Genomic DNA, 26,763 nt, shown 5'->3' on the forward strand with positions numbered 1-26,763 from the left:
CAACAAGAAGAGAAGACGATCATGCGTTTGGCAAACAAGCTCGCGGTGGTAACGGCCGCCGCATCCGGGATGGGACGTGCCGGTGTCGAGGTTTTCCTGAGGGAAGGGGCCAAGGTCGTCGCCGTCGATATCAACCGCGATGCGCTGGCACAGCTCTCCGCGGACATGCGTGCCAAGGGCTACACCATCGAAACGCTTCAGGCGGATCTGTCACGGCCGGAAGAAACGCGACGGTCGGTGAACGATGCGGCGGCGCTATTGGGCGGCATCGACGTGATGTGGGCCCATGCCGGAATTCCCGGCCCGGCCGGCGTGGAGAATCTCGATCTGGCGGCCTATGAAGCCGCGATGGCGCTCAACGTCACGTCCGCCACATTGGCGGCGGGCGAAGTGATCGGGCATATGCGCAAGCGGGGTGGGGGATCGCTGATCTTCACGGCATCCGTCTCGGGACTGGTCGGCTCGATGTTCAGCCCGGTCTATTCAGCGGCGAAATTCGCGGTGGTAGGGCTGACCAAATCGTTGGCGCAACGCTTTGCCGCGGACAACGTGCGCGTCAACGTCGTTTGCCCCGGTCTTGCGGATACACCGATGAAGACCGGCTTCACGGGGCGTTCGGGTGATCCTGCCGAGGCCGCCGCCAATCAGGCGCGCCTGCTCGCGTCCGTTCCGATGGGACGGCTCTGCAAGGCGGAGGAAGTCGCGCATGCGGCGCTTTGGCTGGCATCGGATGAAGCGTCGTTCGTGACCGGCGTTGCGCTTCCGATCGATGGCGGATTCACGGCTCGCTGAGTGCTGACGATCAGAACGAGGGCGGATGGCTTTCGATTGTGCCATCCGCCGAATTATGCCCGCATCGACGGGCTCGATCTGGCCATTCTGGCGTTATAGCCATAGGAGACTTCATACCGCCGTAGACAGGCGCCGGGTAAGGTGTTCCCTCAAAGGAGCGAGCCATGGTGAAACCGACGAAGACGCGCATTGGCAACCACACCCTGCACCCGGAAACGCTGATGCTGAACTACGGCTACGATCCCCAATTGTCGGAGGGAGCCGTCAAACCCCCGGTCTTCCTGACCTCGACCTTCGTCTTCAAGACGGCGGAAGATGGCAAGGACTTCTTCGATTTCGTCGCGGGCCGGCGCGAACCTCCGGAGGGGATGGGCGCGGGCCTGGTCTACTCGCGGTTCAATCATCCCAACAGCGAGATCGTGGAGGACAGGCTCGCCGTCTATGAGCGCACAGAGAATTGTGCGCTGTTCTCGTCCGGCATGGCCGCGATTTCGACGACGATCCTGGCCTTCGCACGCCCTGGCGATGTGATCCTCCATTCCCAACCGCTGTATGGCGGGACGGAAACGCTGTTTGCGAACACGCTTGCGAAGCTCTCCATCGGTGCCGTGGGCTTCGCCGATGGCCTCGATGAGGCCGCGATCAGGCACGCGGCGGAGGACGCCATGCGCAGGGGCCGAGTGACGATGATCTTCATCGAAACCCCGGCAAATCCCACCAATGGCCTGGTCGATATCGCGATGATCCGCCGTATCGCCGAGCTGATCGGCGTGGTCCAGGGCCACACGCCGATCGTCGCATGCGACAATACGCTGCTCGGGCCGTTGTTTCAGCGGCCGATCGAGCATGGTGCTGATCTCTCCCTGTACTCGCTGACCAAATATGTCGGAGGCCATTCCGACCTGATCGCCGGTGCTGCGCTCGGTTCAAAAGCTTTGATGAAGGACATCAGGGCGTTGCGAGGCGCCATCGGCACCCAACTGGATCCCCATTCCTGCTGGATGATCAGCCGGTCGCTCGAAACCCTGAGCCTGCGGATGGAAAAGGCTGACAGAAATGCGCACCTTGTGGCGGATTATCTGCGCGATCATCCCAAAGTGGAACGCGTCCATTATCTTGCCCACCACGCCGAGGATTCCGCGGCCGGCCGTCTGTTCGCGAGGCAATGCAGCGGAGCAGGCTCCACGTTCTCATTCGATATTGTCGGCGGCCAGACGGCTGCATTCAAATTCCTGAATGCGCTGCAAATCCTGAAACTGGCGGTGAGCCTGGGTGGCACCGAGTCGCTTGCAAGCCATCCCGCTACCATGACCCACTCGGGCGTCCCGTCCGACATCCGTCAAAGGATAGGCGTGCTCGACTCCACAATCCGGTTGTCTGTTGGCATCGAGCATCCTTCCGATCTGATCGCGGATATCGCGCAAGCTTTGATCGCGGCATAGGTGCGACGCAACGGGAGGCGCTGGCTCAGCAGCGATGCCGTGCACGTTACGCCTGTAACACGATAGGCCGGTCTCGAAATTATTTCGTATCGCGCGCCCCATAGCGTCTGCAGCGGTCGACATTTCATCGTCGAACGCATTGGTTCGGGGGCAATACAGAATGTTCGAATGGCTCGAGCCCGCGGCGTTGATCGTCATAGCGGGATTGCTGGCATGCTCAGGTATTCGTAACTGGCGATCGAAGAAACCAATTGTCAAATGGGGCGGAGCAGGTTTGGCGGCTTTGGCTTCCGTCATTGCTTTCTCGATCAGCGTGCTGCTGACCATCGGGCTATTCAAGCTGCACGCGCGCAGCGCGCCAAGCGTGGACGTGAAGGTTGCAGGGACCGCGGAGCAAATCCGGCGCGGCCAGACGATCGCGGACAGCTTTTGCAGCGGCTGCCATACCAGGACCGACACGCTCACCGGCGGCGCGGATCTCGGTAAGGATATCTCGTTGCCGATCGGTTCGTTTATAGCCGCCAACCTCACGCCGGTCGGGCAATTAAGCCGGTGGTCGGACGGCGATATTTTTCGCGCCATTCGCAACGGGGTCGACCCTGAAGGGTATTGGCTGGTCATCATGTCCTACACCAACGCCGGAAAGCTGAGCGACGAGGACACCAAGGCGGTGATTGCCTATCTCCGCAGTCTGCCTGCTGCAGGAGAAAAGACGAGAAATCCGGCCGATCGTCTCACGATGCTGGGCATCGCGATGTTGGGCGCTGGCATGCTGCCGGCAGGCAAGCCCGTCTCAACAGACCATGTGACCGCGCCACCAAAAGGCCCCACGTCACGATACGGCGAATATCTCATTTCGTATCAGGATTGCCGTGAATGCCATGGCAAAGATCTGACCGGTGGCAAACCCGGCCAGCTCGCCCCGCTAGGGCCCGATCTCAATGTCGTCAAGGGGTGGAAATTCCAGGAATTCGTCGCCACCATGCGCACTGGTGTCGATCCGAACGGTCACACCCTCGGCAATCGGATGCCGTGGCAGCCGATCGGCAGGATGGAAGATGAAGACCTTCGCGCTGTCTATGAGTATCTAACGCATCTGCCCGCAGCCTGAACAATTCCGTGCGGCGCTCGCATCCTTAGAATGAGGGCTAGCTTTTCGGGGTTGAATCCGCGCCCAGCAGTTGGCCGGTCTTGCGGCTGAGAAAATGCAGTCGCGTGCAGGCAGGGCAGCTTACCGCTGTGAATTCGTTCTGATCGGTATTATCATCCTCGTCCAGGCTGTGCTGAACGTTGAGATGGGTATTGGGGCAGACGAAGATGAAATGTCTCATCCGCTCTTTGTCGAAGATCTGGAATCGGACGATTTGATCTAGCGCAAGGTTTTGGCCCCGCGGAGGCGAAACGCCTCCACGGCCGGTACCGTCATATGGCGCGCGATCTATCCGGATGGTTTGATCCAGAACAAACGGCGGAGAAAAGCTCCGAGATAGCCTGTCGTCGTTGTTGAATTGTGCGCGGCTACGGCCTCGTTCCGCGCCGTTCGGCAGATTGCAGACAGGTACCGGAGGTCCATCATGGCTAAACTCAAGATTCCGCATGACGCCATCGTATTCGTTGGCGACGGGCGGAAAGCGCTGTTCCTCCGCAACGAAGGCGATGAGAAATTCCCCAATCTGAAGACCGAGCAGGTCTTTGAGCAGCAAAATTCCTCGACCCATGATCAGGGCAGCGAGCGGCCCGGACGCACGAGGAAGCCCGGTTCGGGGCAGCGAAGTACGGTCGAGCCGGTAGACTGGCATGATCTCGAAGAGCATCGGTTCGCGCGACAGGTGGCGGCCGCCGCCGAGCAGGTCATCCGCAGCAGCAAGGCAAAGGCCCTCGTCGTCGTGGCCCCGCCGCGAACCCTGGCAGAGCTTCGAGTTGCCTTTCATGCTGACGTGAAACGGCATATCCTGGCCGAGTTCGACAAGGATCTCACCAAGCATCCTGTCGGCGAAATCGAAAGGCATCTGGTTGGATGATCCGCGGGCGATGCCCGCCGATCTTGATGCATAACGTGTTCTCACGCGTCTCTGCGGGAGACAATGATGTCCGCTGTTCCTCGGAAGCGGGGCGCCGAACCGGCTGATCAGGCCGATGAAGCGCCCGGCTTGATCGATCAGGATCAGGTTGATGTCGAGCGCGATGAGCCGCTCGGCGAGAATGAGCCGGTCGAACGCGATTCCCCTGATGCGCCGGCCTCGCCAGCATTCGAGGAGTGATGTGCATGTGATGCAGTGTGGCTAAGCGTCGCTCGAAATCGTCTGGTCTCTCAGACCTCCATGCGGTAAGACGCAACAATTGTTGTGATGCTCGATCCCGCGGATGGAGGTTGGTCCCGTGGAGAAATTCATTCACAATCAGAACCTCGCGCTGTTCAAGAAGAAGCTGAACGATCCTCATATCAGCGAGCCGGAGCGCGACGTCATTCTCAAGCTGTTGGCGGACGAGGAAGCGAAGGAGGGTCCGCTGCTGCGTTCCACCCGAGCGGATCGCAAACCGTTCTGATCCAACGCAATTTTCCGAAAATCACATCGCGCTTTGGCGCTGCTGCGGAAAGTTTGGGCATGGAAGACCGCGTCCGATGGTTCCGCGCTAAGCTGGGGATCGGCGTTGCAATTTCAAATCAGCTCATCGCCTATTCGGCTTGCGCGAGATCAACGCGAGGTCTCGCGGGCTGGCTCAGCTAGCAGAGGAAAAGAGGAGCTACGCGGATGGCGCGCTTCATTGCCCGATTCTACAAAAATGTGCTCGGTGAGAACGGCCAGGTCGGCGATGTCTGCCAGTGCACGGTGGATCTCGACGTGCCCGACGACGCGCAAGCAGTAGACGCCGCCAAGCAGAAATTCTGCGAGATACACGGGGTTCGTGATTGGACCCTGCACGCCGATCGGCTGGAGGTGAAGCCGGCCGACTTTCCGTCATAGGCAGGGAGATACCGGGCTGCGTGCTGCGCACGCATCCCGGAATGACGCTTGCGCTCGGCTAGGACTCGTTACGGGCAGGGATGACGGTAGCCGTCGGTGCCGAGATAGGTGCCTGAGGCGGGATCATAGGAGCGGAAGCGCTGCGCGCAGTAAGCTTGTGCATTTGCCGCTTGTGCCTGGCTGGATGCAATGGCACCGCCGATGATGGCGCCGGCGGCGAGTCCGCCAAGCACTGCGGCGCCGGTTCCGTATCCACGTCCATGTCCATACCCGCGCCGATAACCGTAGTGGCGGTAGCCGGGACCACCATGGTAGCGACGGTATTGCACCTGCTGTACCGAAGACTCCTGTGCCACGGGAGACGGCGTCATGGGCGCGGCTCGAACAGGTAGGGATGCCGATATCGTCAGCGCTGTGGCGGCGGCCATCAAGAAAATCCTACGCATGTTCACGGCTTGCTCCTTTTCTTGTTAAGTTGGGAACAGAACGGCCGTGCTGCCGAACGGTTCCCGGGACTTCCGCTCGCGACCTCAGAGAGCCGGCGAAGCGTCAAGCCCCAGTACAAGATTCCGCCCTTGCGGTCATCACAAGATCAGTCGGCCCTCATGCGCGAATATGAAGAACTCCGTTACATCTCTGCCGTGTGATCCGATTCGGATTCGGATGCTTTTTTGGGCCGAAACCGCCAGTTTTTGCCGAAACTTTCAGCGCGCGTGATCGCGCTCGCCGCGCTACCTAAAAGCGGGCGAGGGAAGCGCTTCATGGTCGAGGCGGACGCGCGAAGGAGGGTAACCAACATGCTCGAAGCGGCACGGGTTTCGCAGTCCAGTCTGCCGGTGATCGATATCTCCGGCTTGTCGTCGTCAAGCCTGTCGGATCGCAAGGCGGTTGCTGCCAAGCTGCGCGCCGCCTGTCTGTACAACGGCTTTTTCTACATCTCGAATCATGGCGTCGACGAAAAGCTCGTCGCCGATGTCTTCGCCGAGGCTGCTGCGTTCTTCGATCTATCGCCGGAGATAAAGGCCGAGGTCGACAAGTCGCGCTCGAAAGCCAATCGCGGCTATGAGCCGCTGCAGGGCCAGACGCTGGAGCCCGGCGCGCCGCCCGATCTCAAGGAAGGCTACTATGTCGGGCCCGAACATGCGCCTGACGATCCGCGCGTGCTCGCCGGCATGTTCAATCACGGCGCCAACCAGTGGCCGTCGTCGCGGCCGAACTTCAAGCCGGTGATGGAATCCTATCTCAACGTGATGCTGGAGCTGTCGGCCCGGATGATGGGTGGCATCGCGCTGTCGCTCGATCTGCCGGAAGATTATTTTAGGGGTTATTGCACCGACGCGATGGCGACCGTGCGGCTGCTGCACTATCCGCCGCAGCCTGCTGGCGGCAATCCGGACCAGAAGGGCGCCGGCGCGCACACCGATTTCGGCGGGCTGACGCTGTTGCGCCAGGGCGATGTCGGCGGCCTGCAGGTCTGGGACCAGGCCTCCGGCGGCTGGATCCACGCCGACCCGGTGCCCGGCACCTATGTCGTCAATCTCGGCGACATGATCGCGCGCTGGACCAACGACAAATACCGCTCGACGCTGCATCGTGTCGTCAACGTGTCTGGCCGCGAGCGCTATTCGGTGCCGTTCTTCTACACCGGCAACTACGCCCACAAGGTCGAATGCATCCCGACCTGCCTTGCACCGGGTGAACAACCGAAATATCCGCCGATCACGGTCGAGGAGCATATGCGCGCCATGTACAAGCGGACCTACAAGTAGTCCGTCGCCGCCATGACTGCTCCATCCCCGTGCTACACCTTTATCCTGATCCACGGCGCCTGGCAGGGCGCCTGGGCCTGGGAGACCATCGTCCCGCGCCTGAAGGCGCTCGGCCACGAGGCTATCGCCGTCGACCTGCCGGGCAACGGCCACAATCCGCTGCCGCCCGAACAGGTCAATCTCGAGCGCTACGCTGCGCATGTTGTCGACATCATAGATAGGACGGAAGGTCCGATCATCATGATCGGGCACAGCATGGGCGGCACGGCGGCTGCGCAGGCCAGCGAAATGCGCCCGGAACGGATTGCGCTCGCGATCTTCCTCTGCGCATTCATGCTGCCTGACGGGATGTCCGTGCTGCAGTTCTATGAGCGCTATCTGGAGCCATGGATGCGCGGCGCGCATGCGCGTGTCACCTATGATGAGGCAGGTCTCTTGTCGCGCATCGATCCGGCTTCCGCGGTCGAGGTGTTCTACCAGAAGGCGGATCGCGCGTTGGCCGAGGCTGCGGCGCGTCGCCTGACGCCGCAGCCTGAAGGCGGCCGCCGCTCGCAACTGAAGTTGTCGGCCGATCGCTTCGGCACTGTGCCGCGCGTCTATATCGAGGCGCGCGAGGATCGCTCAGTGCACCTGCCGCTGCAGCGGAAGATGCAGGAATTGTCGCCGTGCCTCGAAGTCTACGGCCTCGACAGCGACCACGCGCCGCAGCTCTCGCAGCCGGATGAGCTGGTTGCACTCTTCATGAAGGCGGTCGCCGCGCACGCCCGGACGCTGTGACGGAGCGTGCGACCGCGCTTCAATCGCGGCGGCTAGATCGATGCTTCATTTGTGGGCAAACGGTGCTCATTTCACTTCGTTGACAGGGTTTTCGCGCAACCTATCCTGACCGCAGTTTTGGCGAGCTGAACAGATCAGATGAAGCCCTCCCTCTTTGGCTACCAGGCGCCAGCATCAATCGAAGAGGCAATCAGCATTCTGGCCGGCGACCCCGATGCGGTCGTGCTCGCCGGCGGGCAGACATTGTTGCCCGCGATGAACTTTCGCGCTGCCAATCCGTCCACGCTGGTGGACATCCAGCATGTGGCTGATCTCCGCGGCATCGAGGTCGGCACCGAAATCATCATCGTGAAGGCGATGACCCGCCACCGCGAATTCGAACTCGATGCGGCGGTTGCGCGCGTCAATCCGCTGGTCGCTGAGGTCATGCAGCATGTTGCCCATGTGCCGATCCGCAACCGCGGCACGGTGGTTGGCAGCCTTTGCCACGCCGATCCCTCCGCCGAAATGCCGATGCTGCTGGTGCTGCTCGGCGGCTCCGTGATCGCGCAGGGGCCGTCGGGGCGGCGCGAGATTGCGGCCGAGGATTTCTTTCAGTCGTTCCTCACCACGGCCCGAGAGCGGGACGAGATCATCACCGAGGCGCGCTTTCCGGTGCTGCCGAAAGGCGCCGGGTGGGCCTTCGACGAGGTGACGCGGCGTCATGGCGATTACGCGATCGCGGGCGTCGGCTGCGTGCTGTCGCTTGACGATCGCGGCCGTGCGTCGCGCGTGCAGCTTGCGGCCTGCGGCATCGCGGATACGCCAGTGCGCTTGAAGGAGGCGGAGAATATCCTCACAGGCACCACGCTCGGTGCGTCCGATCTCGACGCCGCGGTGGCGGCCTCCGGTGCGGCCGTGACGCAGCCCGACGAGATACATGTGTCCCATACCTATCGCCGCAGGGCGCTTGGCACGCTGATCCGCAGGATCGTGACGATGGCCGCGCAACGTGCCACGCAGATGGAGACCGCCTGATGGCGCGAACGATGAAGGCCGCGATTCCGGACCGCTCCGCCGATGCCGAGGTCGACGTGTCGATGACGGTCAACGGCGAGGCCGTCAGCCGCAGCGTCAGCGTCCGGATGCTGCTGAGCGACTTCCTGCGGCACGAGCTGAGGCTGACCGGCACCCATGTCGGCTGTGAGCACGGCGTCTGCGGCTGCTGCACGGTCCTCCTTAACGGCAGGGCCGGCCGCTCCTGCCTGACGTTGGCGGTGCAGGCGAATGGTTACGATATCCGCACCATCGAGTCGGTCGCATCAGCTGACGGCACGCTGCATCCGGTGCAGCAGGCGTTCAAGGAGTGCCATGGCCTGCAATGCGGCTATTGCACGCCCGGCATGGTGATGAACATCGTCGCCCGCTTCGAGGAGCCGGGAAAGCTTGATCTCACCGACGAAGGCATCAGGGATTTGCTCTCGGGCAATCTCTGCCGTTGCACTGGCTATCTCAACATCATCGCCGCGGTGCGCCGTGCCGCTGAGCTGCTCGGACGGGCCTGATGTCGACACGCCAGTTCGGAGCGCGCGTCGAGCGCAACATCGATCCCAAGCTGCTGCGGGGCGAGGGGGCCTTCGTCGACGACATTCCGCTGCCGGACGCGCTGCACGTCGCTTTCCTGCGCAGCCCGCATGCGCGGGCGCGGATCGTCTCCATCGACGCATCGGCAGCGAAGCGCCATCCGGGCGTCGCGGCTATCTATACCAGCGACGATATCGGCACTCTCGATGTCGAGATGCCGCTCTTGATTCCGCATCCCTCGATGAAGAATCCGAAGACCCAGCGTCCGCTAGCGCGCGGCGATGTCCACTATGTCGGGCAGACCGTGGCGATGGTGGTCGCCGTCGATCGCTATACCGCCGAAGATGCTGCAGCGCTGATCGAGGTCGAGTACGAACCACTGCCGCTCGAGATGGACCTGGCAAAAGCGCTGACGGACGATGCGCCACTTGTGCATGCCGACGTGCCGAACAATCTGGCGGCGCATTTCATCCAGACCAGCGGCAATCCGGACGACGCTTTTGCGCGCGCCGAGCACGTCACCAAGATCACCGTGCAGGTCGACCGTTCGACCGCAGCGCCGATGGAATGCCGCGCGGTTGCGGCGCGCTGGGATGCGGTATCCGGTGAACTCACAGTGTGGGACGGCACACAGGCGCCGATCTCGGTGCGCGGCGGGCTTGCATCCGTGTTCGAGCTCGATGAGGACAAGGTCCGCGTCATCGCCCCTGACGTCGGCGGCGGCTTCGGGCAGAAGGTGCTGCTGTTCTATCCGGACGAACTCCTGGTGCCGATGGCGGCGATGCGGCTCGGGCGTCCCGTGAAATATATCGAGGACCGCCGCGAGAATTTCCTGGGCTCCTCGCAGGAGCGGACGCAGATCCACACCATCGAGCTGGCCGCGCTCAGGACCGGCGAGGTGATCGGCCTGCGCGATTTCTTTTTGCACGACACCGGTGCCTTCATTCCCTATGGCATCGCCGTGGCGCAGGTCGCTTCCACCTCGATCGCGGGCCCGTATCGCATCCCCAACATATTCGTGGAGTTCAAGGCGGTCTATACGCCGACCGTACAGGTGACGCCATATCGCGGCTGTGGCCGGCCGCAGGCCTGCTTTGCCCTCGAACGCGCGATGGATCAGCTCGCCGAGGAACTCGGGCTCGACCGTTTCGAAATTCGCCGCCGTAACCTGATCGCCGAGAAGGAGTTTCCCTATGAGCGCGAGGGGTTGCTGTTCGCCGACGGGCTCAAGGTGACGCTCGACAGCGGCCAGTATGGCAAGGCGCTGGCGATGGCCGCAGCCGAGCTTGGCGCGGAGAGTTTCGCCGCCGAGCAGGCGAAGGCGCGCGCCGAGGGACGTTATCTCGGGCTCGGGCTCGCTTGCTACGTCGAGGGCACGGGCCTCGGTCCTTACGAGGGAGGCCACGTCAAGATCCACCCGATCACCGGCAAGGTCTACGTCAACACCGGGCTCAGCACGCAGGGGCAGGGGCACGACACGGTGTTCGCGCAGATCGTCGCCGATCAGCTCGGCGTCAGTCCGCAGGACGTTATCGTGGTCGAGGGCGACACCAAGGCGTTCGACTGGGGCGTGGCGACCTTTGCCAGCCGCGCCGCCGTGGTCAGCGGCAACGCGATCCACAAGACGGCGCTCACCGTGCGCAAGAAGGTGATCGAAGCCGCTGCCAACATGCTCGACGTCGATCCCGACCAGATCGAGCTGCGCGATTCTGCGGCCTGGGTGAAAGGCTCGAACCGCTTTGCGCCGCTGGCGGCGATCGCGACCGCGAGCAATCCGCTGCGTTACGCCTTCAACAAGGCGGCGCAGGCGGCAACGCAGTTCGCGCGGGCGAGCAAGCATGACGGGCCGCCGCTCGCGGACGGCCAGGCGCCGGGACTGGAGGCCACCGACTATTACAGTCCATCCCAATCCACCTGGGCCTATGGCGTGCACGGCGCGATCATCGAGGTCGACCCGGGCCTGTGCACCGTGAAGATCAGGAAGTACGTCTGCATCCACGATTGCGGCAACATGATCAATCCGATGATCGTGGAGGGGCAGGTGCTCGGCGGCATCGCGCAGGGGATCGGCGGTGCGCTCTATGAACATCTCGACTACCAGGCCGACGGCAATCTCGCCAATGCCAGCCTGATGGATTTCCTGGTGCCTTACGCGACCGAGATTCCCAATGTCTCGATCCTGCACCTGGAGACGCCGACGCCGCTGAATCCGCTCGGCGTCAAGGGCGTCGGCGAGGCCGGCTGCATCGCGGTCGGCGCGGTCGTCGCATCAGGCGTCGAAGATGCGCTGCGGCCGTTCGGCGCGCTGAAATTCCACCAGGTGCCGCTGTCGCCGAACATGATCTCATACGCCCTGGAAACTGCTGGATATTGACGCCCGCCGTCATTGCGAGCGCAGCGAAGCAATCCATCTCACCGCTTGTGGAGACATGGATTGCTTCGCTACGCTCGCAATGACGTGGAAAGACAGGCGCGAGACGGCTACCGCCGCTCCTCGCGCACGTGTGGCTGGCCCAGCGCGCCGGGCTCCTGCGTGATGCCGGAATCCTTGGTGCCGACCCAGATCATGACGGCGATGGTCGCCAGATACGGCGTCATCAGCATCAGATATTGCGGAACGCGGATGCCGGCCGCTGCGATCTGCGGGATCAGTGCCTCGATGCAGCCGAACAGGAGCGCGCCGGCGAGTGCGGGCCACGGCGCCCAGCGCGCGAACACGACCAGCGCCACCGCGATCCAGCCGCGGCCGCCGGTCATCCCTGTCACCCACAGTTTGACGCTGACAACCGAGATGTAGCCGCCGGCAAGGCCAATCAGTGAGGAGCCGGCGACGATCGCAAAGATGCGATGCAGCGTGACGCTGACGCCGGCGGCGTCTGCAGCGCCCGGATTCTCGCCGACCGAGCGGATGCGCAGGCCGAGCATGGTTCGGAACAGCAGGAAGTTGACAGCGAAGAAGATCAGGATGGTGAGATAGACGATCGGGTCCTGCTGGAAGAAGATCCGCCCGATGCCGGGGATTTCCGACAGCGGCCAGATTTTCAGCGGCGCGAGCCCCGTCAGTTGCTTGTTCTGCCATTTCGCCAGCGTGCCGACGAGGCCGGTAAAACCCTGGCAGAAGAACACGACCGACAGGCCGGCGATCACCTGGTTGATGCGCAGCACCACCACCAGCACCGCAAACAGCAGCGAGACCGCGCTCGCCGCCACCATCGCGGCAACCAGCGCCACCGCCGGATAGCCGCCGAGCATGAGGCAGGTGCCGGCGCCGGCGAGCGCGCCGACCAGCATCAAGCCTTCCGCGGTGAGGTTCAATACGCCGGAACGCTCGGCGATGATCAGGCCGAGCGCTGCCAGCGCGTAAGGTACCGCGGTGACGGGAGCGTTGGCCAGCCAGTTGACGAGGAAATCGATCACGACAGTTTCCTCAACGTATCCAGCGGATGCGGTGGCGGATCAGGAATTCCGACGACGCGACCGCCATGACGATGATCGCCTCGATCATCTGCACCATGGTGAAGGGGATCTGGTAGAACACCTGCAGCGTCTGGCCGGTGATGAAGAGCACCGCGATCAGGAAGCCGACGATCGCGACCACGATCGGATCATTGCGCGACAGGAACGCGATCAGCACGCCGGAGAACACGTAGCCGTTGGCGAAGGATTGCGTCAGCCGGCCCTCCTGGCTGGCGACATTGACGAAGCCGGCGAGCCCTGAGCAGGCCCCGGAGATCGCGATGATCCAGATCGTCGCCGTCCGCACGGGAACGCCAACCACTTTCGCCATTCTCGGATTGGCGGCGATGAACCGGGTGTAGAAGCCGATGCGGCTGAGATGGATCATCCAGCCCGCCGCGAGCACGCCGGCGATTGCGATCAACAGGCCGCTGTTGACGCCATAGCCGATATCGGTCAGCCGCTCGAAGGGACGGAACGGTGTCGATTGCGGGAACGCGGTCTTGGAGTCCTGCCAGGCGCCGTAGAGCAGGTGGAACAGGAAATACATCGCCACGTAATTCAGGAGCAATGTCGCGATGATCTCGTTGACCCGGAAGCGCAGCTTCAGGAACACGACGAGGAGCACCCAGAGCCCACCGCCGAGCGCGGCGGCCATTCCCATCAGCAGCAGTCGCGTGGCGGGCGGGCCGATGTCATAGATCGAGATCGCGGCGGCAAAGATGCCGCCGAAGATCATCTGTCCCTCGATGCCGAGATTCCAGAAGCCGATGCGGAAGGCGAGGCTTGCGCCCAGGCCGACCAGGATCAACGGCGCGGCCTGGATCAGGACGCCGCGCAGATTCTCCGCCGTCAGCACGCCGGCGAGCTCGCTGGCGAGCGTCAGGGGCGGGATGCCGGCCACCGCGAGGATCGCGACCGAAATCGCAAGGCCGAGGATCAGCGATGATCCCACGAACACCGCCTGTTTCCATGCCGGCAGGTTCTGGCGCACGTCGAGCGTCAAGCGGCCGAAGCCGCGCGATGCAGCGGGGACAGGAGGGGTCAATGGTTCGGCTCGGCGCAGGATGTCATGCATGGTCGACCATGGCCCGACCAATCGCCTGACGGTCCGCAGGGCGTTCGAATTCGGCGACGATCGCGCCGCGGGTCATCACGCCGATCCGATCGGACAGGCTCAGGATCTCATCGAGGTCTTCACTGATCAGCACGATGGCGGCGCCGCGTTCGCGCGCCGCGATCAGGCGCTGGTGCACGGCGGCACAGGCGCGCGCATCGAGCCCGCGGCTCGGGCTGTGTGCGACCACGACATCAGGCTCGCGGCTGAATTCGCGGGCGATGACGAGCTTCTGCGCATTTCCACCGGACAGGAGCGAGGCCTTCTGCTTGACGCTGCGCACGCCCTGCACATCGTAGTCCTTCACCGCCGCGATGGCGTCGCGGCGCATCGCCGCGCGATCGAGCCTGACAATGCTGCCGTAGCGCCCGGAGCGGATCTGCGCCACCGCGAGATTGTCTTGGATCGGCAGGCTGCCGGCAAGCGCATAGGCATAGCGGTCGGCGGGGATCGCGGCGATCGCAGCTTCCCGCCGCTTGGACGGGCCGGCATGGCTGATGTCGCCGGCGCCATCCACCCAGATCTCGCCCAAGGAGGGATCGATCGCGCCGATCAGCGCTTCCGCAAGCTCGGCCTGGCCGTTGCCGCTGACGCCGGCGATGCCGTAGATCTCGCCGGCGCGGACATAGAAGCTCGTGTTGTTCAGCATGGTGCGGCCGTCGGCGCGCGTATAGGTGAGGGCGCCGACGTTGAGCCGGGTCGGACCACCCTGGTGCGGCGTTCGCTCCGGGAGCGCCGAGGTCTGGCCCACCGTGAGCTCGGTCAATTCTTCCGCGGTCGAATGGCGCGGATCGAGGGTCGCGACTGTCTTGCCGCCGCGCATGATGGTCACGACATCGGCGTAGCGCTTCACGTCCTGCAGCTTGTGCGTCACCAGCACGACCGCGGTGCCGGATCGCGCCAGCCGCTGCACGATCTCGAGCAGGCCGATAGCTTCGGCGTCGGTCAGCACCGCGGTCGGCTCGTCGAGGATCAGGATCCTGGCGCCGCCGACCAGCACCTTGACGATCTCGGCCTGCTGCTGCTCGGCCACCGTCATGGTGTCGATGCGGCGATCGGGATCGATGGAGAATTTGAGCGCATCGACCTGCTTCTTGATGGCATCGCGGATGTCGCGCAGGCCGGAAGCAAAATGGGCCTTCGGATTGGCGAGCAGCACGTTCTCGGCCACGGTGAAAGGTCTGACCAGCTTGAAGTGTTGGTGCACCATGCCGATCCCGTGAGAGCGGGCCAAGGCCGGCCCGCTCAGCGAGATCGGTGCGCCATTGATGGAGATCGATCCGGCATCCGGCGCGTAGAGGCCGGCGGCGACATTCATCAGCGACGATTTGCCGGCGCCGTTTTCGCCGAGCAGGGCATGGACCTCGCCGGAGCGGCTCTCGAAGGACGCGCCATCGAGAGCCAGAGCCCCGTCAAAGGATTTCCTGATCCCGGCAAGTTGCAGGGCCGCATTCATCAGAAGCTATGCTCGCCTATTTCTGAGTGATGACACCAGGGACGAACCAGTCCATCTTCCAGAAGCCGGCGTCGTCGAGCGACTTGCCCTCGGCGACGCGGACGGTGCCGGCGGTGTCCTTGATCGGACCGGCGAAGATCTGCTTGCCGGCGATGATGGCGTCGCGCTCGGCCATCACCTTGTCGACGACCTCCTTCGGCACCACGCTGTTGCAGCAGGCGATGTCGGTGCCACCATCCTTGATGCCGGGGAAGGCGCCGTAGGGATTGGGCTCCCAATTGCCCGCCGCGATCTTCTTCAGTTCGGGCCCGAGAAATTTTTCCCAGGTCCAGGCCGAGGAGCACAGCGTTGCCTTCGGCGCGAACTCGCGGAGATCGCGGTGATGGCCGGTGCCGTAGATGCCGCGCTCTTGCGCGACGATCTGCGGCGTCGGGGTGTCGACGTGCTGGCCGATCACGTCGATGCCCTGGTCGGCCATCGCCTGCGCCGCGGCGCGTTCCTTGACCGGATCGTTCCAGGCGCCGGTGAAGACCACGGTCACGGTGGCCTTCGGATTCATCTTCTGCGCGCCCAATTCATAGGCATTGATGGTCCAGTTCACCGGGCCGATCGGATGCGCGGCGACGAATCCGAGCTTGCCGGACTTCGACATCGCGCCCGCGATCATGCCGCAAAGATACTGGCTCTCATAGGTGCGGCCGTAGAAGGATTCGAGGTTCGGGCCGTTGGTGGTGCCGGAGCCGTTGAGGAACGCGACTTTCGGATATTTCTGCGACAGCTCCTTGAAGGTGTCGGAATAGCCGAACGCGGTGCCGATGATCACATTGTAGCCGCGCTGGATGAAACGCTCCGCAGCCGGCGTGATCTGTCCTGCAACTTCAGGCACATTTTCGACGAAGGGAATCTGCATGCCGACTTCCTTCTCGATCTTCGGGCGGGCTTCGTCATAGGCCTGCGTCCAGCCGCCATCGTTCTTCTCGGCGAAATAGAGGAACGCAATCTTGGCCGGCGCCGGGAGTGTGAACCCGGCGGCATAGGCGGCTGCCGCGCCGCCTGTCAGGGCAGCGGCAAGAACAGGGATTGTAGTCCAGCGCATCACGCAAAATCCTCTCGATGTGCGAAAATTTGTCGACCGTTCAGGACGGGTTCCGAAAAAATCTTCGCATTGTTGGAAAAAATAGCACGCCAATTGTTTAGTCACCGTCGAGCCAATCGATGGGCAGTCCCCCTTGCATTCTCTTCGTCGCGCGACCGCGTGCGGTCGCGCGCAGGAATGAGCGAAGCGAGCTTGCTTTCGGCCCGCACATTCCAGTGTGTTGCCCGGCGGCATCCGGTTACGCGCAAGGCGCAACCGAAAATTGGTGTGTGATTGATGTTGGCGCGTTTGCGCGAGCGCCTCGTCGCGGCTTGAATATTGCTTGGCGAGCGCCGATGCGCTGTGATCGATGCGCGCGTTGGCGCGGAACGGAAAACTGCTTCGGCGATAGGAGAAATGATGAAGGCTTATGTGTACGGTGCGAAGCGCGAGCTGCCGCAGGGGTTCGAGGATTTCACGCAGGCCTCGCGGACCGCGATCATCTCCGTCGACATGCACCAGGGACATCTCGCCGATACGCCGGATTGTCCTTGTCCCGCGCCGCGCGCGCGAGAGATCGTGGCGCCGATCGATCAGTTCCATGCCGCCGCGCGCGCGATCGGCGTGCCGGTGATCCACGTCAAGTCGGTGCTGCGCAAGGGCGGGGTCGACGACATCGCCGGCATTCCGTCGGCATGGCGGCGCACCTTTCCGCTCTATGTCGGCGCGATCCCGAACTCCGATGCGCATGCGATCGAAGGCTCGCGCTGGACCGAATTCGTCACCCATGTCGAGCCACAGGATCTGGTCGTCGCCGGCAAGAAGCGGCTGTCGCCGTTCTTCGCTACCGATCTCGATTTCCTGCTGCGGCAGATGAACGTTCGCACCGTGGTGCTCGACGGCGGCATGACCGATTGCTGCATCCTCAACGCGGCGTTCGATGCCAGCAATCTCAGCTACCGCGTCGTTGTCTTGCGCGACCTCGTGCGCGGCACCAATGAGGAGATGGAAGACGCCGCGCTGAAGATGGTGTCGCTGCATCTTGGCGTCGTCACTGACGCCGCCGACCTGCTTGCGGAATGGCGCGCCCGTTGAGCGGAAACGGCATGGCGCGTCGGGAGAAAGGAGAGAACGGCCGCTGGCCGCTCCGCGCTTTTGCCCTTCGGCCCTGGTCCAATCCATGCAGACTCACCGCCCCGAACAGTAGACACCGCAATGGGGGCATGTTAATCAGACTAAATAAAATTGAGCAAGGTTGAAATGTGAAGGCTGCAGCGTTCGACTATCTCAGGCCGGCAAGTCTCGGCGAAGCGCTCGCGCTGCTCGCGACACATAAGGACGATTGCAAGATCCTGGCCGGCGGCCAGAGCCTGGTTCCGGCGATGAATTTCCGCCTCGCGCGGCCCGCTATCCTCATCGATATCAACGACCTCGACGAATTGGATCACCTGCGCGCGGACGCCGGCCAGTTGAAGATCGGTGCGCTGACGCGGCACGCCGCGTTCCATCGGCCGGTGGTCGAGGGGCCGCTCGGCACGCTTCTCGCAAAGGTCGTGCGCCACATCGCGCATTATCCGATCCGCCAGCGCGGCACCTTTGCGGGAAGCCTGTCGCACGCCGATCCCGCCTCGGAATGGTGCCTGGTCGCCACGACCCTTCGTGCCGAGATGGTCGCAAAGAGCGCGCGCGGCGAGCGGGTGATTGCAGCAAGCGATTTCTTCCACGGCACGTTCACGACCGCGCTCGAACCCGACGAAATCCTGGCCGAGATCCGCCTTCCAATCATGACGCCGGATTGGCGCGTGGGCTTTTACGAGTTCTCGCGGCGGGCCGGCGACTTTGCGCTGGGCATGGCGGTGGCGGCGGCAAAGGTTGAAGATGGCACGATCCGCGAGGCCCGGCTTGGTGTCGGCGGTGTCGGCGATCGCGCGATCCGCCTTGGGGCGCTGGAAGATCAGCTTGTGGGGACGCCTGCGTCGTCTGATGTCATCGACAGTATCGACCGTATCGCGCGCGAGGCGCGCGGCATGATCGAGCCGAGCGGAGACATTCATGCGTCTCCCGAATATCGGCGCGATCTGATCGCCGCTTCTGTCAAGCGCGCATTGACCGAGGCGCTGGCATGAACTGGATCGGCCGACGGCTGCCACGGCTGGAAGATCCGGCGCTATTGAAAGGCGGCGGTAGCTATGTGGCCGATCGTGCGAGCAAGGCGGCTGCCGTCTGCTTCGTGCGCAGTCCGGTGGCGCGCGGGACGATCGTCGATATTGAGATTCCATCGGATGGAATCATCTTCACCGGGCGGGACCTCGTCGACGTGAAACCGATCCGCCCCATTCTGCATCGGCCCGATTACGTCGCGATTGGACAGCCCGTGCTGCCGGTCGATCGCGTCAGCTTCTGCGGGCAGGCGATCGCGGTCGTCGTCGCCGACGATCCGGCGCTAGCGGAAGATGTCGCCGAGCAGGTGTTCGTCGATATCGACGTCGCGGATGCGATCATCGATTTCGAGGCCGCGCTGGCCCTCGATGCAACGCCGGTGCATCCCGACGCTGCATCCAATGTGCTGGTCGAAGGGCGCATGAGGACGCAAGGACTCGATAAGGCCTTTGCGGATGCCGCCGAGATCGTCACGCTGGACGTGCGCTCGCACCGGCAATCGGCGGCGCCAATGGAGAACCGTGGCGGGCTCGCCGAATATGATGCCGCGTCGGGGCGCGTCACGCTAACCGCGTCGGTGCAGATGCCGCATATGCTCAGAACCGGCATCGCCGACACGCTCGGCATGCCAGAGTCGGATTTGCGCGTGATCGCGCCAGATGTCGGCGGCGGCTTCGGGCAGAAGATGTCGCTATTCCCCGAATATGTCGTGCTGGTGTGGCTGGCGCGAAAGCTCAAGCGAAGCGTCGCCTGGATCGAAGATCGCCGCGAAAACCTGCTCGCCTCCGCCCATGGCCGCGATCAGGCCTTCAGCCTGCGCGGGGCCTTTGCCGGCGACGGCAGGCTGCTTGGGCTGGATGCGGATTTGCGTTCCAACATCGGCGCGTTCTCCTGCTATCCCGTGACCTGCGGCGTCGAGCCATTGATGGCTTTTGCCGAACTGCCGGGCCCATATGATTTCGCCGAATACGGCGTCCGCTCGCGCGGCGTGACCACCAACACCTGCATGATGGCGCCGTATCGCGGCGTGTCGCGGCCGACGCTGACCTTCTCCATGGAGCGGATGATGGATGTCGCAGCGAAACGGCTCGGCATCGATGCCGCCGAGATCCGCCGCCGCAACCTGATCAAGACGTTCCCGCATCGCTCGCCGACCGGCCTTGTCTATGATGAAGGAAGCTATCTGCAGGCGATGGAGGTGGCGCTCGATGCTGCCGACCTGCCGGCGTTCCGCGAACGGCAGGCCGCGATGCGCGAGCGCGGACAATATCTCGGCGTCGGCCTTTCCGTGTTCAGCGAACGCACCGGCTACGGCACGCCGGCTTATGCCGCGCGGGGCATGGAGATCGTGCCCGGCTACGAGATCGTCGATTGCAGCATGGACCCTTCCGGCGATGTCGTACTGCGCATCGGCTCGTCGCCGCACGGCCAGGGCCTGAAGACGAGCCTTGCGCAACTGGTGTCCGACGAACTCGGCATCGAGCCGCAGCGCATCCGGATCATCTCCGGCGATACCGACGCGACGCCCTATGGCTGGGGCACCTTCGCCAGCCGTTCGATGGTGATCGCCGGCGGCGCATCGAAGCTCGCGGCGGGGAAGGTTGCGGTGAAGCTCAAGACGATCGCGGCAACGCTGATGGAAACGTCACCGGACAACATCGAGTTGAAAGACGGTTGGGCACGGGTCAGCCATTCCAACCAGGCCATGGAGATCGGTGCGCTGGCGCGGGCTGCCTATCACCAGAGCCACCGCTTCAAGGGGCTATTGCCCGGACTGCATGAGAGCGCGGTCTACGATCCCGGCGGCACATTCTCCAATGCCTGTCACGTCGCGATGGTCGAGGTCGACATCGAGACCGGCGGCGTCAGGATCGAGCGCTTTCTCGTCGCCGAGGACGCCGGCGTCCTGATCAATCCGATGATCGTCGACGGCCAGATCACCGGAGGCGTCGCGCAGGGCATCGCCAACGCGCTGTTCGAGGAGATCGTCTACGACGACACCGGCAACCTCCTGACCGCGTCCTTTGCCGACTATCTGCCGCCGACCGCGGCGGAGATCCCGGAGATCGAGATCATGCACATGGAAACCGTCTCGCCCGAGAGCGTGACCAAGGCGAAGGGCGTCGGCGAGGGCGGGGCGATCGGCGCGCCGGCGGCGATCGTCAACGCGATCTGCGATGCGCTGTCTCCCTTCGGCATCGAACTGTTCGAACTGCCTGCAACCCCGCAGCGCATCCGCGAGGCGCTGCGCCGGGCCGGAGTGGCGACCTATGCCTGACAAGCGCGACGTCACCCTTGCCGTGAACGGCAAGACCTACGCGGTATCGATCGAGCCACGACGGAGCCTCGCCGACGTCCTGCGTGACGATTGCGGCCTCACAGGCACGCATCTCGGCTGCGAGCACGGCGTCTGCGGCGCCTGCACGGTGCTGGTGAACGACAAGCCGGTCCGCTCCTGCCTGATGTTCGGCGTGCAGGCCGAGGGCAAGGTGGTGCGCACCGTCGAGGGATTGGCCGATGGCGACACGCTGCATCCGCTGCAGCAGGCGTTCTGGGAAAATCACGGCCTGCAATGCGGCTTCTGCACGCCGGGCTTCCTGATGCTCGCCGCCGGCGCGCTGCAGGAAAATCCGGATATGTCCGACGACGACATCAAGGACGTGCTGTCGTCGAATCTCTGCCGCTGCACCGGCTATCAGAACATCGTCAAAGCGGTGCGGCTGGCCGCGCGCGAAATGCGGGCGAGAACGCGGGCATGAGCTTTGTCGGCCGCTCGCTCCGGCGGATCGAGGACCGTCCGCTGCTGATGGGCCAGGGCGCGTTCGCCGCCGACTGCAACTGGCCCGGCCAGCTTCACATGCGCGTGGTGCGCTCGCCGGTCGCTTTCGGCCGCATTCTCGGCGTCGAGACCGAAGAGGCCACTGCGCTCGAGGGCGTCGTCGCGATCTGGACCATCGCCGAACTCGACGACCTGCCGCCGATCGATTTCCGCCAGATGGGGCTGGAGCGGCTCGCGCCCTACCGGCAATTCGTGCTGGCGCGCGACTATGTGCGTTATGTCGGCGAGCCCGTGGCCGTGGTCGTTGCTGTCGATCCCTATATCGCCGAGGATGCGGCCGATCTGGTGTTTTGCGATATCGAGGAACTGGAGCCGCAGCTCGATGCCACTGCCGAGCCCGTGGCGTTCATGCCCGATGTTCACCCCGGATTGATGTCCGAGCCGGCGGTGATCCGCCGCGGCTATGGCGATCTCGACGCGGCTTTTGCCTGTGCGCGCAGGGTTGTCGAGCTGGAGGTGAAGATCGGACGCCACACCGGTGTGCCGATGGAGACCCGCGGCGGGTTGTGTGTCTACGACACTGAGAAGGATACGTTGCGGCTCTACGGCGCCGCCAAGGTGCCGCACTACAATCGCGACGCTATCAGCAGGATGCTGGGGCTTGCGCCGGGGCGGCTCGAACTCAGCGAAGGCCATGTCGGCGGCGGCTTCGGTATCCGCGGCGAGCTCTATCCCGAGGACGTGCTGGTCTGCGCCGCGGCGCTGCGGCTGAAGCGGCCGGTGAAATGGATCGAGGATCGCAGGGAGCATCTGCTCGCGGCCAACCATTCGCGCGACCAGGTCTATCGGCTCAAGGCCGCCGTCGACTCGCGCGGATTCATCCTTGGCCTGAAGGCGGATTTCTTCACCGACCAAGGCGCCTATGTGCGCACCCACGGCACCACCGTCACCGATCTCTCGGCTGGTTTGCTGCCGGGTCCCTACGTCATTCCCGCCTATGATGTCGCGGGCCATATCCGGCTCACCAACAAGACGCCGGCCGGCACCTATCGCGCGCCCGGCCGCTACGAATCGACGTTCGCGCGCGAGCGGCTGATCGACGCGATCGCCATCGAGTTGGGGCTTTCGCCGGTCGAAGTGCGCCGCGTGAACCTGATCGGCGAGGCCGCGATGCCCTTCGATCGCGGCTTCGAGACGCTCGGAACCAGGGTCGTCTACGACTCCGGCAAGTACGCCGATCTGCTCGAGCGCGTGCTGGCGCATCTCGATTATGACCGGCTGCAGCAGCAGCTCACCGAGCGTCGGAGCCGCGGCGAGCTGGTCGGCCTGGGCCTCGGCTATTTCGTCGAGAAGAGCGGTCTCGGTCCGCAGGACCTGGTGCGGATGAGGCTCGACATGCGCGGCGATATCGAGATCGTCACCGGCGTTGCCTCGGTCGGGCAGGGTGTCGAGACTGCGCTGGCGCAGATCTGCGCGGAGACGCTGCAGGTGCCGATCGAGCGCATCCGGGTGATCCATGGCCAGACCGACCGGATCGAAATCGGCTTCGGCGCCTTTGCCTCGCGCGTCACCGTCATGGCGGGCTCGGCCGTGAAGATCGCCGCCGAAGCACTGCGCGCTACCGCGCTGGAAGTAGCGGCAAGGCTGTTGCAGACCACGCCGCAGGCGCTGCGTCTGTCGAACGGCATGATCGAAACCGTCAATGGCAGCGCCTCACTGCCGCTTGGCGATGTTGCCGCACATCTCGAAGAGACGGGCGGCTTGACGGGAGAGGGGCGTTTCGCCTCCTCGCATATGACATATCCATATGGCATCCACGCCGCACAGGTACGTGTCGATCCCGCAACTTGTGCCGTCACCATCGAGCGCTATGTCGTCGCCTACGACGTCGGGCGCGCCGTCAATCCGATGCTGATCGAGGGGCAGATCGTGGGCGGCGTGGCGCAGGGCGTCGGCGGCGCGTTCCTGGAAGAGTTCGTTTATGACGAGAACGGCCAGCCGCTGGCGGCGAGCTTCGCCGACTACCTGATGCCGACCTGTCACGAGGTGCCGGAGGTCGAAGTGCTCCTGCGCGAGGATGCGCCGTCGCCGCTCAACCCGCTCGGCGTCAAGGGCGCGGGCGAGGGCGGCATCAACGCGGCCGGCGCTGCACTCGCGGGGGCCATCGACGCTGCGATTCAAAAGCCCGGCGCAGTCGCGCAGCTTCCGATCACGCCCGGCCGCCTGCACGCCATCCTGCGCGGAGGCCGATGATAAGGGGGCCTCAATCGCGATCGAGGTTGAACCAGAGCGTGCGGACCTTGGTCTTGCCGTGGTTCCAGAGCTTGTGCTTGCGGCGCGAGCTATAGGCGATGAGATCGCCTTGCCGCAGCACGTGCTTGATGCCGTCGACCTCGACCGTTAGTTCTCCCTGCAGCACGAAGCCATATTCGAATCCGTCATGGGTGATCGGATGCTCGGCGCTGCCGGTATGCGGGGCATATTCGTTGACGGCGACGGAGACCCCGCGGCTGCGGTCTTCCCGCATCAGCCGCCGCACGACATGCTGCGCGGTCTCGACCACGCGCGCCTCGGACGCGCGCACCACGATCTTCTCCTCGGCAAGGCTGCCGCTGACGAGCAGATCCGACATCGTGACGCCGAGCGCGCTCGCGATCACGATCAGCGATCCGATCGAGGGCGAGGCGCGTCCGCGCTCGACCAGGCTGAGCATGGAGGTGCTGAGGCCGGAGACGTCGGCGAGCTCCTGCAGCGTCAGTCCGCGCGCCTGCCGCAATTCGCGGATGCGCACGCCGATCGCCGCAAGCGTGTTCGCGGTGGTTTCGGCGATTTCCTCCGACAGATGGGCAAGATCGGCATTCGTGTCGGTCTCGGATTGGCTCATGTGCTGACGCTCCCGGCGCCGTTCGTCCTGGTCTTCGCAAAGAAGACGTTGCGTGGTCCTGTGATTTTGAATATACTAAAAATACTTTAGTTTGGATCAAAAAATAGGCGGCGATGGCCAATCTCAGGTTTTCCCAGGTTCGAGTCATCGACAGCGCCGCCGGATGTCCAGAAATACCGATCGTGGAGGGCGAGGGCAACGCGAAGGTTGTGCTGTCGCCGCACAATGGCGCCGCGTTCCGCAGTTTTCAGCTGGTGTCGCTGCAGCAGAATGCGCGCACCATCGACCTCCGCCATGCGTCCGACTGCGTGTACTACGTGATCGCGGGCGAGGGCGCGATCGTCGATACGGCCGGCGGCTCGCGGTATGAGGTGGCCGAAGGGCACATGGTCCATATCGACGCCGGCGATCGCTATCGTATCGAGGCGGGCGCAGCCGGCATCAAGGTGATCGGCGGGCCGTGCCCGGCGGATGCCAATCCCAACTCAACGATCGCAGCGAGCTAGACCATGGCCATTCGCCTGTTTCATCGCGACCATCCGACGCTGCGTCTGCCGCTGATCTCCAAGGACGCGCGCTTCGTGATCTGGCCCGGCGTCGGCGCCTGGCAGGCGAATCTCAACTATGTCTGCCTCGAACCCGGCGAGGCCAACGTCCCCCACGTCCATGCCCAGTCGGAGGACACGATCTTCATCCTCGAAGGCGAGGGGACGATTCACGACTATACCAACAACATCTCGCTGCCCTTCCATGCCGGCTGCGTCGTCCATGTGCCCGTGGGCGTCAAGCATGCGGTCGCAGCCGATCGTGGCAGCCATATCGTCAGTGTCGGCGGTCCCTGTCCGGCTGACGTTCCGCTGCTGAAAAAGGTTGGTGCGCTGCCGGCGGATGCGACGCCGCCGCTATCGGCGTAACGGGGCCGGCTTTGCACGACACCAGCCACCTCGTGTTCCAGCGCGAATACTACATCGTGACCCTCAGCGACGAATGTCGCTCCGCGTGGCGCTGGGAAATCAAGCGCAGAGGCGCGCCGATGGGCGTCAGAGTAACCGGAGATGGATATTCGTCCCAGCGCGCGGCGGAAGAGGCTGGAAAGCAGGCACTCGCGGAGTTTCTCCTTGCGGTCGCTTCCGAGCAGAAGCGCGGATGAGATGATCGCGTCGACGTGTGCTCGGAACGAAGCGCTCGGCCAGACCTCTCCGCCTGCTCGGCGAACCGCCAATCTCTTATCGCAGGCCCCAGCAAAACAAAAAGGGGCGGCGGTGTCACACCGCAGCCCCGAAACCAGATGCAGTCGCGACTGCATCTCAAAGAAACTTACTGGCAGGGATACCGCCGGCCCTTTGCCACGTACGTATTCGTCGCTGGATCGTAGGAGCGGTAGCGCTGCGCGCAAGAGGCCGCGTGCTGCTGGGCGGCGGCGGCAGCGGCGGCTTCCTGCTGCGCGGCGGCAGTGGCCGCACCGGCCGCGATGGCGCCGCCGATGAGGCCGCCGACCAGTCCGCCAACACCGGCGCCGTTGTCATAGCACTGTCCGTAACGGCACCAGACCTTCTGGGTGAATGCCGGGACCGCGGCCGCAAGACCCGTGCCGGTCGGTAACGGAGCCGAAATCGCGGACGCTGAAAGCGCCACGGCACCGGTGGTGGCCATCAAAACGACTTTCAAAATGTGATCGATGCGCATCGAATCTCCTGCTTCATTCCTGTGGGCGCAGGCCGGCGCCTGCCTCCCGATTCCTGAACATGGATTACGGGCTCGCCTGGCCTCGGCCCGGGCGCGAGACCGTACACGCACGGCCGGTTACAATTCGCGCGTCAGCTTAAGTTCACAGATGGGCGGTGTTTATTGGCCGGCTGCGTCCACGACGCGGCACAGGTTATTGCTGACACCCGGAGCCAATTGTCCGGGCGGCAAGACGAAGACCGCATCGACGCGGCTACCTCTGCCTTCCTTGCGGACGACGACTTGCAACGTTTGTGGTCGGCCGGATCCGGTTGTTTCTTGCTGAGTGGTCAGCGTGCCAAGCTTTTTGTCCACGTTCACACCGACAAAGCCCTCTGCCAGAACGGCCCGGGAAACCTTGTCAAGGGCGACACTGGGATTGACTGATGGGAAAATCATCCAAGTCTTGTGGGTCATGCCCGTCACCATCGGAACGCCGGTGCTCTGGAAGTGCTCTGCGCAGCCATCGGCCAGTGCGGGCATAGACGACAGAGCCATGAGCGTGAACACGCAAGTTATTCTTGTAAGCATGCTTTCATAACCTGTTGGAGTAAGTCGGGAGGATTGAGACCAAACGCGCCGTGAGTCCATGGATGCCTTCGCATTCTGGATGGAGGCATTCGGATTTTGGCTAGTGCACGGAGTGATCCTGCAAGCGATCGGCGATCTGGCCGACGTAGCAAACGCCGACGCTCGCCTTGCTACGTTCACCCGCAGGCGGAGCCCGCCTTCAACGAGCGCTGCGGGAATGGATCGGCGCTTTTTCGGAATAGAGGCCCCACGAATTAAATCGAATGTTATC

General features: G+C 63.7%; 29 protein-coding genes. 21 read left to right on the forward strand and 8 right to left on the reverse strand.

The genetic code is table 11. The features are described 5' to 3' along the window. Nucleotides 1-21: 21 nt before the first annotated feature. From YY7_RS0111150 to YY7_RS0111185, 8 genes are all read left to right on the forward strand, one after another. Entirely contained in the window at nucleotides 22-792 is a 771-nt protein-coding gene (locus YY7_RS0111150) for an SDR family NAD(P)-dependent oxidoreductase (protein ID WP_028163299.1), read from the forward strand. 164 nt (nucleotides 793-956) lie between these two features. Further along, nucleotides 957-2,234: a cystathionine gamma-synthase family protein gene (locus YY7_RS0111155; RefSeq protein ID WP_028163300.1), complete on the forward strand. Its 1,278-nt coding sequence runs from the start codon at nucleotides 957-959 to the stop codon at nucleotides 2,232-2,234. A 160-nt stretch (nucleotides 2,235-2,394) separates the two neighbouring features. Further along, nucleotides 2,395-3,345, forward strand: a complete 951-nt coding sequence (locus YY7_RS0111160) for a c-type cytochrome (protein WP_028163301.1) — start codon at nucleotides 2,395-2,397, stop codon at nucleotides 3,343-3,345. 70 nt (nucleotides 3,346-3,415) lie between these two features. Continuing rightward, nucleotides 3,416-3,607 (forward strand): hypothetical protein, encoded by a 192-nt coding sequence (locus YY7_RS63025; RefSeq protein WP_028163302.1) that lies wholly within the window; start codon nucleotides 3,416-3,418, stop codon nucleotides 3,605-3,607. Between the two features lie 201 nt (nucleotides 3,608-3,808). Further along, nucleotides 3,809-4,255: a host attachment protein gene (locus YY7_RS0111170; protein ID WP_028163303.1), complete on the forward strand. Its 447-nt coding sequence runs from the start codon at nucleotides 3,809-3,811 to the stop codon at nucleotides 4,253-4,255. Nucleotides 4,256-4,321: 66 nt separating this feature from the next. After that, nucleotides 4,322-4,495, forward strand: coding sequence for a hypothetical protein (locus tag YY7_RS60230; protein WP_155255129.1), 174 nt, complete (start codon nucleotides 4,322-4,324; stop codon nucleotides 4,493-4,495). Nucleotides 4,496-4,613: 118 nt separating this feature from the next. After that, the gene (locus tag YY7_RS61835; RefSeq protein WP_196237251.1) at nucleotides 4,614-4,781 is read left to right on the forward strand and encodes a hypothetical protein; all 168 of its coding nucleotides are present in this window, start codon (nucleotides 4,614-4,616) and stop codon (nucleotides 4,779-4,781) included. A 206-nt stretch (nucleotides 4,782-4,987) separates the two neighbouring features. After that, nucleotides 4,988-5,200: a hypothetical protein gene (locus YY7_RS0111185; RefSeq protein WP_028163304.1), complete on the forward strand. Its 213-nt coding sequence runs from the start codon at nucleotides 4,988-4,990 to the stop codon at nucleotides 5,198-5,200. 68 nt (nucleotides 5,201-5,268) lie between these two features. Here the strand turns inward: YY7_RS0111185 and YY7_RS0111190 are convergent, their stop codons facing one another. Further along, entirely contained in the window at nucleotides 5,269-5,646 is a 378-nt protein-coding gene (locus YY7_RS0111190) for a BA14K family protein (protein ID WP_035689847.1), read from the reverse strand. A 315-nt stretch (nucleotides 5,647-5,961) separates the two neighbouring features. On the opposite strand from YY7_RS0111190, the gene YY7_RS0111195 reads away from it, so the two are divergent. The 5 genes from YY7_RS0111195 to cutA all read left to right on the forward strand — a co-directional run bounded on the left by YY7_RS0111195 (nucleotide 5,962) and on the right by cutA (nucleotide 11,683). Next, a complete protein-coding gene (locus tag YY7_RS0111195; protein ID WP_080663669.1) occupies nucleotides 5,962-6,969 on the forward strand; it encodes an isopenicillin N synthase family dioxygenase in 1,008 nt (335 codons plus the stop codon). Between the two features lie 12 nt (nucleotides 6,970-6,981). Beyond that, complete coding sequence (locus YY7_RS51370) at nucleotides 6,982-7,746, forward strand: alpha/beta fold hydrolase (protein ID WP_051396660.1); 765 nt, start codon at nucleotides 6,982-6,984, stop codon at nucleotides 7,744-7,746. Between the two features lie 138 nt (nucleotides 7,747-7,884). Further along, complete coding sequence (locus YY7_RS0111205) at nucleotides 7,885-8,763, forward strand: FAD binding domain-containing protein (protein ID WP_028163307.1); 879 nt, start codon at nucleotides 7,885-7,887, stop codon at nucleotides 8,761-8,763. Further along, the gene (locus tag YY7_RS0111210; RefSeq protein WP_245287254.1) at nucleotides 8,763-9,290 is read left to right on the forward strand and encodes a (2Fe-2S)-binding protein; all 528 of its coding nucleotides are present in this window, start codon (nucleotides 8,763-8,765) and stop codon (nucleotides 9,288-9,290) included. The genes YY7_RS0111205 and YY7_RS0111210 overlap by 1 nt, the downstream gene beginning before the upstream one ends. Beyond that, nucleotides 9,290-11,683: an aerobic carbon-monoxide dehydrogenase large subunit gene (gene cutA, locus YY7_RS0111215; protein WP_028163309.1), complete on the forward strand. Its 2,394-nt coding sequence runs from the start codon at nucleotides 9,290-9,292 to the stop codon at nucleotides 11,681-11,683. The genes YY7_RS0111210 and cutA overlap by 1 nt, the downstream gene beginning before the upstream one ends. Nucleotides 11,684-11,790: 107 nt before the next feature. On the opposite strand, the gene YY7_RS0111220 is transcribed toward cutA, so the two are convergent. From YY7_RS0111220 to YY7_RS0111235, 4 genes are read right to left on the reverse strand one after another with little or no spacing between them, the layout of a single operon-like run. Beyond that, nucleotides 11,791-12,726: an ABC transporter permease gene (locus YY7_RS0111220; RefSeq protein WP_210164690.1), complete on the reverse strand. Its 936-nt coding sequence runs from the start codon at nucleotides 12,724-12,726 to the stop codon at nucleotides 11,791-11,793. Nucleotides 12,727-12,736: 10 nt separating this feature from the next. Continuing rightward, entirely contained in the window at nucleotides 12,737-13,813 is a 1,077-nt protein-coding gene (locus tag YY7_RS0111225; protein WP_210164691.1) for an ABC transporter permease, read from the reverse strand. Between the two features lie 22 nt (nucleotides 13,814-13,835). Further along, entirely contained in the window at nucleotides 13,836-15,338 is a 1,503-nt protein-coding gene (locus YY7_RS0111230) for an ABC transporter ATP-binding protein (protein WP_035689849.1), read from the reverse strand. A gap of 16 nt (nucleotides 15,339-15,354) precedes the next feature. Continuing rightward, a complete protein-coding gene (locus tag YY7_RS0111235) occupies nucleotides 15,355-16,434 on the reverse strand; it encodes a BMP family ABC transporter substrate-binding protein (protein WP_028163313.1) in 1,080 nt (359 codons plus the stop codon). Nucleotides 16,435-16,833: 399 nt separating this feature from the next. Here YY7_RS0111235 and YY7_RS0111240 point away from each other — a divergent pair, with 399 nt between their 5' ends. From YY7_RS0111240 to YY7_RS0111260, 5 genes are all read left to right on the forward strand, one after another. Beyond that, entirely contained in the window at nucleotides 16,834-17,508 is a 675-nt protein-coding gene (locus YY7_RS0111240; RefSeq protein WP_028163314.1) for a cysteine hydrolase family protein, read from the forward strand. 167 nt (nucleotides 17,509-17,675) lie between these two features. Next, nucleotides 17,676-18,539, forward strand: coding sequence for an FAD binding domain-containing protein (locus YY7_RS0111245; protein ID WP_028163315.1), 864 nt, complete (start codon nucleotides 17,676-17,678; stop codon nucleotides 18,537-18,539). Further along, on the forward strand, nucleotides 18,536-20,851 hold the full coding sequence (locus YY7_RS0111250) for a xanthine dehydrogenase family protein molybdopterin-binding subunit (protein ID WP_051396661.1): 2,316 nt from the start codon (nucleotides 18,536-18,538) through the stop codon (nucleotides 20,849-20,851). Before YY7_RS0111245 ends, YY7_RS0111250 begins: the two co-directional genes overlap by 4 nt. Beyond that, nucleotides 20,844-21,332 carry a (2Fe-2S)-binding protein gene (locus YY7_RS0111255; RefSeq protein ID WP_028163317.1) on the forward strand — a complete coding sequence of 163 codons (489 nt, stop codon included), beginning with the start codon at nucleotides 20,844-20,846 and terminating at the stop codon, nucleotides 21,330-21,332. The genes YY7_RS0111250 and YY7_RS0111255 overlap by 8 nt, the downstream gene beginning before the upstream one ends. Beyond that, the gene (locus YY7_RS0111260; RefSeq protein WP_028163318.1) at nucleotides 21,329-23,605 is read left to right on the forward strand and encodes a xanthine dehydrogenase family protein molybdopterin-binding subunit; all 2,277 of its coding nucleotides are present in this window, start codon (nucleotides 21,329-21,331) and stop codon (nucleotides 23,603-23,605) included. The genes YY7_RS0111255 and YY7_RS0111260 overlap by 4 nt, the downstream gene beginning before the upstream one ends. Before the next feature lie 10 nt (nucleotides 23,606-23,615). On the opposite strand, the gene YY7_RS56470 is transcribed toward YY7_RS0111260, so the two are convergent. Beyond that, on the reverse strand, nucleotides 23,616-24,236 hold the full coding sequence (locus YY7_RS56470; RefSeq protein ID WP_028163319.1) for a helix-turn-helix domain-containing protein: 621 nt from the start codon (nucleotides 24,234-24,236) through the stop codon (nucleotides 23,616-23,618). 182 nt (nucleotides 24,237-24,418) lie between these two features. Here YY7_RS56470 and YY7_RS0111270 point away from each other — a divergent pair, with 182 nt between their 5' ends. Genes YY7_RS0111270 through YY7_RS0111280 form a run of 3 tightly spaced genes read left to right on the forward strand, consistent with a single transcriptional unit; the run spans nucleotide 24,419 to nucleotide 25,386 of the window. Next, entirely contained in the window at nucleotides 24,419-24,742 is a 324-nt protein-coding gene (locus YY7_RS0111270) for an ectoine synthase (RefSeq protein ID WP_196237252.1), read from the forward strand. A gap of 3 nt (nucleotides 24,743-24,745) precedes the next feature. After that, nucleotides 24,746-25,150, forward strand: coding sequence for a cupin domain-containing protein (locus tag YY7_RS51380; RefSeq protein WP_035689852.1), 405 nt, complete (start codon nucleotides 24,746-24,748; stop codon nucleotides 25,148-25,150). A gap of 11 nt (nucleotides 25,151-25,161) precedes the next feature. Further along, nucleotides 25,162-25,386, forward strand: a complete 225-nt coding sequence (locus YY7_RS0111280; protein ID WP_130225636.1) for a hypothetical protein — start codon at nucleotides 25,162-25,164, stop codon at nucleotides 25,384-25,386. A 167-nt stretch (nucleotides 25,387-25,553) separates the two neighbouring features. On the opposite strand, the gene YY7_RS0111285 is transcribed toward YY7_RS0111280, so the two are convergent. Together YY7_RS0111285 and YY7_RS0111290 are read right to left on the reverse strand one after the other, a co-directional pair. Beyond that, on the reverse strand, nucleotides 25,554-25,922 hold the full coding sequence (locus YY7_RS0111285; protein ID WP_028163322.1) for a BA14K family protein: 369 nt from the start codon (nucleotides 25,920-25,922) through the stop codon (nucleotides 25,554-25,556). A 159-nt stretch (nucleotides 25,923-26,081) separates the two neighbouring features. Further along, the gene (locus YY7_RS0111290) at nucleotides 26,082-26,471 is read right to left on the reverse strand and encodes a hypothetical protein (protein WP_245287255.1); all 390 of its coding nucleotides are present in this window, start codon (nucleotides 26,469-26,471) and stop codon (nucleotides 26,082-26,084) included. Between the last annotated feature and the right edge of the window lie 292 nt (nucleotides 26,472-26,763).

This window comes from Bradyrhizobium elkanii WSM2783 (assembly GCF_000472865.1).
Taxonomy (GTDB): domain Bacteria; phylum Pseudomonadota; class Alphaproteobacteria; order Rhizobiales; family Xanthobacteraceae; genus Bradyrhizobium; species Bradyrhizobium elkanii_A.